Annotated in this window: 7 protein-coding genes; all 7 read right to left on the bottom strand. The window is 64.0% G+C overall.

Annotation, left to right across the window (positions count from 1 at the left end):
• Nucleotides 1–282: methyltransferase domain-containing protein (locus ACTHL0_RS25640; RefSeq protein ID WP_440569882.1), on the bottom strand; the 282-nt coding region annotated here is incomplete at its 3' end.
• A 47-nt stretch (nt 283–329) separates the two neighbouring features.
• A complete protein-coding gene (gene tssA, locus ACTHL0_RS25635; protein ID WP_440569881.1) occupies nt 330–1,448 on the bottom strand; it encodes a type VI secretion system protein TssA in 1,119 nt (372 codons plus the stop codon).
• A gap of 1 nt (nt 1,449) precedes the next feature.
• On the bottom strand, nt 1,450–4,170 hold the full coding sequence (gene tssH, locus ACTHL0_RS25630) for a type VI secretion system ATPase TssH (protein ID WP_440569880.1): 2,721 nt from the start codon (nt 4,168–4,170) through the stop codon (nt 1,450–1,452).
• Nucleotides 4,171–4,217: 47 nt separating this feature from the next.
• On the bottom strand, nt 4,218–5,300 hold the full coding sequence (gene tssG / locus ACTHL0_RS25625; protein WP_440569878.1) for a type VI secretion system baseplate subunit TssG: 1,083 nt from the start codon (nt 5,298–5,300) through the stop codon (nt 4,218–4,220).
• Nucleotides 5,264–7,102: a type VI secretion system baseplate subunit TssF gene (tssF, locus tag ACTHL0_RS25620; RefSeq protein ID WP_440569877.1), complete on the bottom strand. Its 1,839-nt coding sequence runs from the start codon at nt 7,100–7,102 to the stop codon at nt 5,264–5,266. The genes tssG and tssF overlap by 37 nt, the downstream gene beginning before the upstream one ends.
• Nucleotides 7,103–7,167: 65 nt before the next feature.
• Nucleotides 7,168–7,686 (bottom strand): type VI secretion system baseplate subunit TssE, encoded by a 519-nt coding sequence (tssE, locus tag ACTHL0_RS25615; RefSeq protein ID WP_440569876.1) that lies wholly within the window; start codon nt 7,684–7,686, stop codon nt 7,168–7,170.
• A gap of 94 nt (nt 7,687–7,780) precedes the next feature.
• Complete coding sequence (locus tag ACTHL0_RS25610) at nt 7,781–8,284, bottom strand: Hcp family type VI secretion system effector (protein WP_440569875.1); 504 nt, start codon at nt 8,282–8,284, stop codon at nt 7,781–7,783.
• Between the last annotated feature and the right edge of the window lie 96 nt (nt 8,285–8,380).

The following is an 8,380-nucleotide window of genomic DNA, read 5'->3' as shown; positions in this document are numbered from 1 at the left end:
TAGCGGCTCGCGTTGCTCTTCGGCCCGAGCCAATTCAATCATCCGAGGCGAGAGATCGATGCCCGTGACACGCGCGCTGCGGCGCGCGATCGCGCGTGTCGTTGCACCCTCCCCGCACCCGAGATCGATGACTTCACGTCCGACCAGATCCGGCAATTCCGCGAGAAAACTCGGATCGTTGAACACCGCGCGATAGCGATCCACCCCGGAGCGCACACGCTCCGCCCACAGCCTCGCGTTTCGATCCCAAGCATCGCGCACCTCCGTTTCATCGATCGACATGGATCGCTCAAACTCCCGTCATGGTGCGCGCAGTCGCCACGCCCCGTTCAACTCGCGTCGTCAGCCTTCACACCCAGCAACTCACGAATATGCGCAAGCGAGCCGTCATCCTTGACAACCGCGCTCAGCCACTCATGCAGCGGCATATCAGCCCATTCGGCCGCTTTGTCCGCCAGATAAGCCGCCGGACTATGCGGCTCGGTCGTGCGCAAGAATCGGGCGACGGCCCGCAACTGCGCGACCGCATCGGCCCGGCTTTGAATCGCGCCGACAGGGCGCACCACGCTAAGCGCAGCAGTGTTGTTCGGCATCGAAGTCTCGAGAGAAGGGGCCGTCTTGAAGGTGGGTTCGGTGCGCCCGGTCGGGCCCGCATCGGGTTGCTCAGGCGCGGGCGTCGGCTCCAGCTTCGCTCCCACATCGCGTGCGAAGCGTTCGGCCAGCCCGAGCACATACTCGTACGCCTCCTTCGTCTGCCGAAAACTCGGCGCGGCATTTCCTGCACGCGCATCGAGCGCTTGCTCGAGCGCCACCATCGCCGCCTGGAACCCCTTCAAATCCGTGACCAGCGTCTTATAGAACGCTGGCGGCGTCGCACGCTTGGCCGCTTCGATCTGTTCGAGCGACGGCTTGCCGCGCGCGATTTCATCGGCACGCTCGGGATCGCGCCGCTGCGCTTGCGCGACACTGCCCGCCACCTCCCAATCGAGCCCGCCGAATTCCCCCGCCGACGACTGTGTAAGCGGCACCTCGCGCAGCAGCTGCGCGGTGCGGCCCACGAGCCAGCTCACGGTGCCGAGACGATACTCGATGTCATCGCCGTCGGGCTGCGGATGCACGGTGTCCCAATAGCGCTCGGCCAGCGCCGCCAGCAGCGCATAGCCTTGCGACAGCCCCGCCACGCCCTGCTTCATTGCCAACGCCTCGGTCAGCCAGGCAGCCAGGCGCAAGTCCTTGGTTTGCGTCCTAAGCAACAGCGTGCAGCGTTCGATCACGAAGCCCCAATCGGCTTCCTTGATTTCGGTGATCCACTCGCCCTGATCGAGCGACGGATCGTCGAATTTGCGCGCATGTTGGATCGCGTCGAAATCGGACGAGAACAGCAGATCTTCGCCGCAAGGCGAAGCGCCCTCGAGCGGTGCGATGAGCGGAGCGAGATCGATGGCCATATCAACTTACCTTGTATTCGAATTCGCCCGATTCGAGCGCACGCACGGCAATGCGCTCGATGCGCTCGCCCTGGGCGATGCGGCCGAGCACGTGCTGCGCGAGTTCGGGCAATAGCGTGCCATTGAGAATGTGGTCGACGTTGCGCGCGCCCGAATCCACTTCCGTGCAACGCGCAAGCACCGCGTCGACAAGCGATTCGTCCCACGAGAATGCGGCGCGATGATTCTCGGCGATACGCGAGCGGATCCGGCCGAGCTTCAGTTCGATGATCTCAACCAGCACGTCGTCGGAAATCGGATAGTACGGGACCACTTTGACGCGGCCGAGGAACGCGGGCTTGAACGCCTTGTACAACTGCGGACGCAGCAGCTCGGCCAGCGCGTCGGCATCCGGCAGCGCTTCCGGCGCCTGATTCAAGCAAGCCTGCATCACGGCAGTCGAGCCGACATTCGACGTGAGGATGATCAACGCATGCCGGAAGTCGATCTCACGCCCTTCGGCATCGTCGAGCGTGCCTTTGTCGAACACTTGAAAGAACATTTCCAGCACATCGGGGTGCGCCTTCTCGATCTCGTCGAGCAGGACAACCGAGTACGGATTGCGCCGCACGGCTTCGGTCAGCACACCGCCTTCGCCGTAGCCCACATATCCCGGCGGCGAGCCCTTCAGGCCCGAGACGCTGTGCGCTTCCTGATACTCGCTCATGTTGATCGTGACGAGCTTGCGCTCGCCGCCGTAGAGGATATCGGCGAGCGCCAACGCCGTTTCGGTCTTGCCGACGCCCGACGGCCCCACGAACAGGAACACACCGCGCGGCTTGTTCGGATCCTCGAGATTCGCGCTGGCTGTGCGCACGCGTTGTGCGATCGCATCGAGCGCATGGTCCTGGCCGATGACACGCTCACCGAGCAGGTCGTTCAAGCTCAGTACGGTGCCGATCTCGTCCTTGACCATGCGGCCGAGCGGGATGCCTGTCCAGCCAGCCACGATCGCGGCGACGACGTTCCCGTCCACCTGCAGCGGCACCATTGCGCCCGGCTGCTGCAACGCTTCGAGCTTCGTCGTGAGCTGAGCGAGTTCTTCACGCTGTGCGTGCGCGGCTCGCGTGTCGGCACCAGCAATAGCAGTGGATGCATCCGCTGACACGGTGGCGGTGGCCGCGGCCGTAGTCGTGGCAAGCTCATTGCGCAATGCCTCGATCCGCTTCGCCAGCGCGCGCTCTTCTTGGTAACGCGCCTCGTCGGCCGTCAGCGCGGCGACGTCCGCTTCGCGCGCCGCGCGCAGCCGTTCGAGCCGTTCGTCGTGCGCCGCACCTGCCGTACCCGTCACGCTCTCGCGTTCAAGCGCGGCGATCTCGGCGTCGATCCGTTCGATCCGCTTACGCGCATCGTCGATGACGGCCGGCGTCGAGCCCTGCGCCAGCGCCACCTTCGCGCAGGCGGTATCCAGCACGCCAATTGCCTTGTCCGGCAGCTGCCGCCCCGTGATGTAGCGATGCGACAAACGCACGGCCTCGGTAATCGCTTCATCGAAAATGCGCACGCCGAAGTGCGCCTCCATGCGGGGCGCGAGCCCACGCACCATCGCACAGGCGAGCGCCTCGCTGGGCTCCTCGACCTTCACCACCTGGAAACGCCGCGCGAGGGCGACGTCTTTTTCGAAATACTTGCGATACTCGGCCCACGTCGTGGCCGCGATCGTACGCAGCTCGCCGCGCGCGAGCGCCGGCTTCAGCAGGTTGGCCGCATCGTTCTGTCCGGCTTGGCCGCCCGCGCCGATAATCGTATGCGCTTCGTCGATGAACAAGATGATCGGCGTCGCGCTCTTCTTCACTTCGTCGATGACGTTCTTCAGGCGGTTTTCGAACTCGCCCTTCACGCTCGCGCCGGCCTGCAACAGCCCCATATCGAGCACGTGCAGCGCCACGCCGACGAGCGGCGCCGGCACGTCGCCCGCGGCGATCCGCAGCGCCAGCCCTTCGACCACGGCCGTCTTGCCCACCCCCGCCTCGCCCGTCAGGATCGGGTTGTTCTGACGGCGACGCATGAGGATGTCGATCGTTTGCCGGATTTCAGCTTCGCGGCCGATCACGGGATCGATCTCGCCGTCGCGCGCACGCTGCGTGAGATTCGTCGTATAGGTGTCGAGTGCCGGCGTCTTCGAGGGCGCAGCCGGCAACGTGGGATCGACGGCCCCGTCGGCAGCTCGCGCATCGCCGTTTGCTGGAGCGCCGGCCACAGGCACGGCTTCCCGAGAACCCGCCGTCGCTTCGTCGAACCGGTGCTTGAGCTGTTCGACTGGCACCTTCGTCAATACCGGCGACATCCGCTCCGCGAACTGCGCGAGTTCGGGCGACGTCAACAGCGCGAGCAGCAAGTGCCCCGAACGAATACGTGCCGCGTGTGAATCGAGCGAGGCGATCAGCCACGCTTGCTCGAACAGCGAGATCAAGTGTTGAGAAAACACCGGCGTACGCGTGTTGCCCGTCTTGAACCGTTCGAGCTCGCGTTCGAGATCCGTGCGCAGCACTTCGGCACTGAGCCCGCTCGCGCGCAGGACGACCGACAGATCGCTCGTATTGTCCTCGATCAGCGCAAGCAACAGATGCTCGAGATCGACTTCGTAGTGGCCGCGCGCGAGGCAAAGGCTCGCAGCGCGCGTCGCGGCATTCAGGCACAGCGTGTCGAGCTTGGCGATGAGAGTCTTAAGGGGTGTGCTCATGTCGGGTCGATATTCGTTTGTTCGTTTATTCGTTGGTCGGATCGATATCAGTGAATGACGTTCAGTTCATAGCGCGCGTCGTCGCGATCGCGCTCGGCCGGGCGGGTGCAAAGGAAGGCGTCGTAACCGAGCCGCGCGCCCTTGCCAAGGCGGCTCATGCCCACTTCCTCGCGCGCCAGGACGAGCGATACTTCGTATTCGATGGTGATGCCTGCGAGCAGCATCAGCATGCGTTCAAGGGCAATCGCACGCCCCTCGTCGGGCAAAAACGCTTCGTAATCGCGCTTGTTGAGCGGCCCTACAACGATGCGCACACGCATGTCGCGCTGCCACACGCGTTCGCCGGCGAGCGCGGTGGCCCCGAGCGTCGCATTGATCTTGCCCAGCACCGAGAGCCGTTCTTGCGGCACCGCGTACCACTTGCCCGAGAACTGCTCGACGTGCACCGGCGCACGAAAATAATCGGTCAACACCTGCTCGAGATACGCGGACGACATCGGACGATGGCGCGCCGGCAGCGCGTAGCCCGCAATCGCTTCGTCGATCAGCGCGCCCGGTCCTTCTTGCAGATGCGCGCGCGCGGACGCGTCCGGTACACCGGCGAGCGCCAGCAAGAGCGGCAGGTAGCGTTCGTCGCGATCGAGCTCGTAGTGAAACGGCAGCCGGTATTTTTTCCACGCGGCATAAAAGAGCGCTGTAGCGCGGCTTGAAAAGACGTCGAAGAACTCTCGGGCCGCATGATCGCGCTGCACTTGCGCCCGTGCGATCAATTGCTCCGTATAGTGCAGCGGCAACGCGCCTTGGCCGCCAAGCAGGCCGAAGAAAGCGGGCGTCAGCTCGATGCGCTCGATTTTGCTTTGCGCGAGCGCGGTGCGCACGGCATCCGGCCCGGCGAGCACATCGCCGGCCTCGTCGTACGACACCGCATGCTCGATCTCGCTGGGCGGAAACGTCAGCGCAAGGCTGTTGCGAAACGTAATGCCTGGATCGCGGCGATCGTCGGACACGGGCTCCTCCTTCGAGAACCACGTCTCGAGCACCCGCACCGCCTGAAAGAATTTGAATCGGAAAGGCTGGTCGAGCAGGCGCTCGACTACGCCAGCGTCGATGCCGCGCTGCGCGGTCTGCATCGCATGATCTCCTCGCCTGTGCGGCCCGCGAGGGCCACGAGTTGGACGAAACTGTTCAACCGGACGAACAGGCCGAAGAAGGTGTCGAGCACGCGCACGAACGTGGCGAGGCTCGTCCCAACGTAGTGCGCTTCGTCGAACGTCAATCGAATTTCCACGCCACGCACGAAGGTGGCGTAAGGCCGCCCGGGCAGCCAATGCACGGCCGGCTTTTGCTCGATGCCGACGATGCCCGCAATATGCCGCGCCGAGACCGCCGTGCGCCGCCCATCGTAGAGCGCAAGCAATTCCTTGAGCGGGGCAAGGCCCTGCGCGGCCAGCGAGACGTGATTGAGCGAGAGATGCGACACGAGCCGCCAACCCATCGCGGCCCCACGCGGCACGCGCACACTCGGACTCGGCCGCGAGAGCAGCCCGATCGAACCCGAGACGATATCGGACTGCGCGAACACATCGCCGCCTTCGAGCCCGATTGCGAGGCGCGCAGGCAAATCGCGATTCGTGCAGGTGAGCGAGAGGCTCAGCGTATCGGTGCGCGCTTCGAGCGGTGCGAAGTCGGCATCGACGATCGAAATTTCAGTCTCATAGCCGGGGCTGTTCTGTGCGACCCAATCATTGCGGCGGGCGAACCAGTAGCGCCCCACGCGCGCCGCTTCGTCGTGATGAAGCGCGTAGAACGGCCGGAACTCGGTGATGGTTTGACCGTCCGCCCGGGTCTCGACGCGGCGCACGTCGTCGATCGAGTAGACCTCGTAATCGCGCGCGTGGGCGGCGTCGGCAACGACCGGATACGCCACTTCCTCATGGCTCACGTGAATCGGCTCGCCGCGGTGCGCGAACAGGTTCACGACGGGCGTGCAAAAGAGCCGAATATGATTGACGCTCAGCGATTCGACGAGCCGCTCGATATGCGGCTCGTCGCGCAACTCGCCCAGGGCCACGTGCAGCGTCACGCGCCGGCAGCGTCCCGCCATCTTCAGCATCGCCCCCAAGTCGAAATCGATGAAATCGAATTTCTCGGGAAAGGCGAAGTACTCCGTCAACACGCGGTAGGCAGGGTGCGACTTGGCGGGATAGTCGATCAGCGCGTCGTCGTGCGCGAAGCCGGCCGGCTCGATCGGCATCGCCGGGAGCGCTCGCCATTGACGGCTTTCGGGCGTTTCGACGTAAGCGCCGACCGCTTTCATGAACAGACAATCGGTGAGCGCGGCGATAAACGATTGCTCGCCGTGAAGATAGGCCAGTACCGTCGACATCTCCAACGATCCGAGCGCGCCTTCCGGCAGCATCGTCTCGAACGTAAACGAGAGCAGCGCGGAAGCATCGCCGGGCAGCGTGACGGCCGAGGGCGCGACTTCGGCCAGCGGCGTGTGACGGGCGCGCGCCAGGCGCAACGGCGCGAGCGTCACATCGTAGGCGGTACGGAAGCGGCAAGGCACGCCCTTGATTTCACGCGAGACCAACGGCGTGCCGCGGGGGACGACCGTCGGCTTCGCCGGGGCCCCTTCGCGGGGGAGGCTGAACTGAGCGATCGAACAAGAGGGAAACGGCCGCAGATAGTGCGGATACAGCACTTCGAGCAGCGCTTCGGTAAATTCGGGACGATCGTCGTCGAGCTTTTTGTTGACGCGGGCCGTCAGCAGCGCGAACGCTTCGATCATGCGTTCGACATGCGGGTCGTCGCCCTGTTCGCCTGCCGAGGCAAGCCGCGCCGCGATCTTCGGATATCGCTCGGCGAAATCGTGCGAATAGCGGCGCAAAAACGCCAACTCGCGCTCGTAGTAAGGCAGCAACGCTTCCATCTATGATCCCCGGCGCCCTGATTTGCCCGATACACGCTTCAGGCCGCTTGTGCGCTTTTCTCGACCTAGCCGAGTCCCGGTTCGCGCACCCGGGAACGCGCTGCGTCCGTGCCGCGGCGCGACCGCGTGACTGAATATTGCAATGTGGACGCTTGCAGCATGGCGTCGAAGCTGACCGGCTCTTCGGCCGGATGGACGACGAGCTTCGCTCGGATGACGAAATTGAGCGCGTTGGTCGACTGCTCGCCCACTTCCAGCGATACACGCACGTCCTGCAGGCGCGGCTCGTGCCGGGCAATCGCCTGCTCGATGGATTCGCAGATGAACGTTCTGTCGTAGTGGCTCGCCAAGCTCAAGCCCGCAAAATCATTCAACCCATAAGTGAGCACGGAGCGCTGACATTCGGGCAGCTTCGCCAGCTCCTCTTCGGTCATCACGATACGGGTATTGAGCAGCGCCTCGACATCGCGCGCCACACGGCCCTTCAACTCGTCGAGCGACCACTGGCGCATCGCCGCGGGCGCGGGCGAGCGGGGATCGTCGTCGAAGAGCTTATCGAGCAAGCTCGGTTCGAAGCGCTTCATGGGGCAGCCTGCTCAAACAAATACACATCGCATTGAACGATACGCCGCCCGCCCCCCAGGGAGCGCGCGGCGTATCGATTAGGACAACTTAGACTTAGACCGCGTAGGTCTTGTCGTTCTTCGTCAGGCTCCACGCGCCTTGGGCGTTACCGCCTTGGCCGCCGCCCACCTTCTGCTGCGTGTACTTCCATTGCACGGCAGCGTACTTGAGCGAGAACTGTTCCGTCGGCAGACCTTCACCGACAACGCTCGGCGTCACGCTCGAAATAATGACGTACTTCATCTTGATTTCGAGGTACTTGACGCGGTTGCCTTCGCCGTCCGAACGCATGAAGTCGACCGTCACTTCATCGAACGTCGTGCCGCCCGAAGCGTGCTGATACAGCAGCGGGCTGACCACGTCGATATCCTTCGTGAACAGCATGTCGCCGTGCTCGCAGCGCTCAGCCGTCGCACCGCCGGCCGTCGAAGCCGTGGCCGAACGCGGCTGAACGATCGAGTGGTTCCACGAGCTGATTTCGATCCAGTCCTTGTGATCTTTGTCAGCGGATTCGCCCTTGATGGCGGGATTGCCAAACTTCAGATAGACGTCTTTCATGACTTCTTAACTCCCAGGTAGCGGTATATACGCGGCCGCGGGCCGAAGACAAGCCCGGGCCGCACTCGGAATGGATTCTTGGGTTAAGCGCCGGCC

The organism is Trinickia sp. (assembly GCF_051961175.1).
In the GTDB taxonomy this organism is placed as follows: domain Bacteria; phylum Pseudomonadota; class Gammaproteobacteria; order Burkholderiales; family Burkholderiaceae; genus Trinickia.
The sequence above is the reverse complement of the archived record's forward strand: the minus strand, read 5'-3'. Positions and strand labels throughout refer to the sequence as shown.

Bases quoted from the DNA above. Each gene is read 5' to 3' on its own strand.
- ACTHL0_RS25610 (WP_440569875.1), bottom strand. From the start codon at position 8,284: ATGAAAGACGTCTATCTGAAGTTTGGCAATCCCGCCATCAAGGGCGAA.
- tssG (WP_440569878.1), bottom strand. From the start codon at position 5,300: ATGCAGACCGCGCAGCGCGGCATCGACGCTGGCGTAGTCGAGCGCCTG.
- tssE (WP_440569876.1), bottom strand. From the start codon at position 7,686: ATGAAGCGCTTCGAACCGAGCTTGCTCGATAAGCTCTTCGACGACGAT.
- tssH (WP_440569880.1), bottom strand. From the start codon at position 4,170: ATGAGCACACCCCTTAAGACTCTCATCGCCAAGCTCGACACGCTGTGC.
- tssF (WP_440569877.1), bottom strand. From the start codon at position 7,102: ATGGAAGCGTTGCTGCCTTACTACGAGCGCGAGTTGGCGTTTTTGCGC.
- tssA (WP_440569881.1), bottom strand. From the start codon at position 1,448: ATGGCCATCGATCTCGCTCCGCTCATCGCACCGCTCGAGGGCGCTTCG.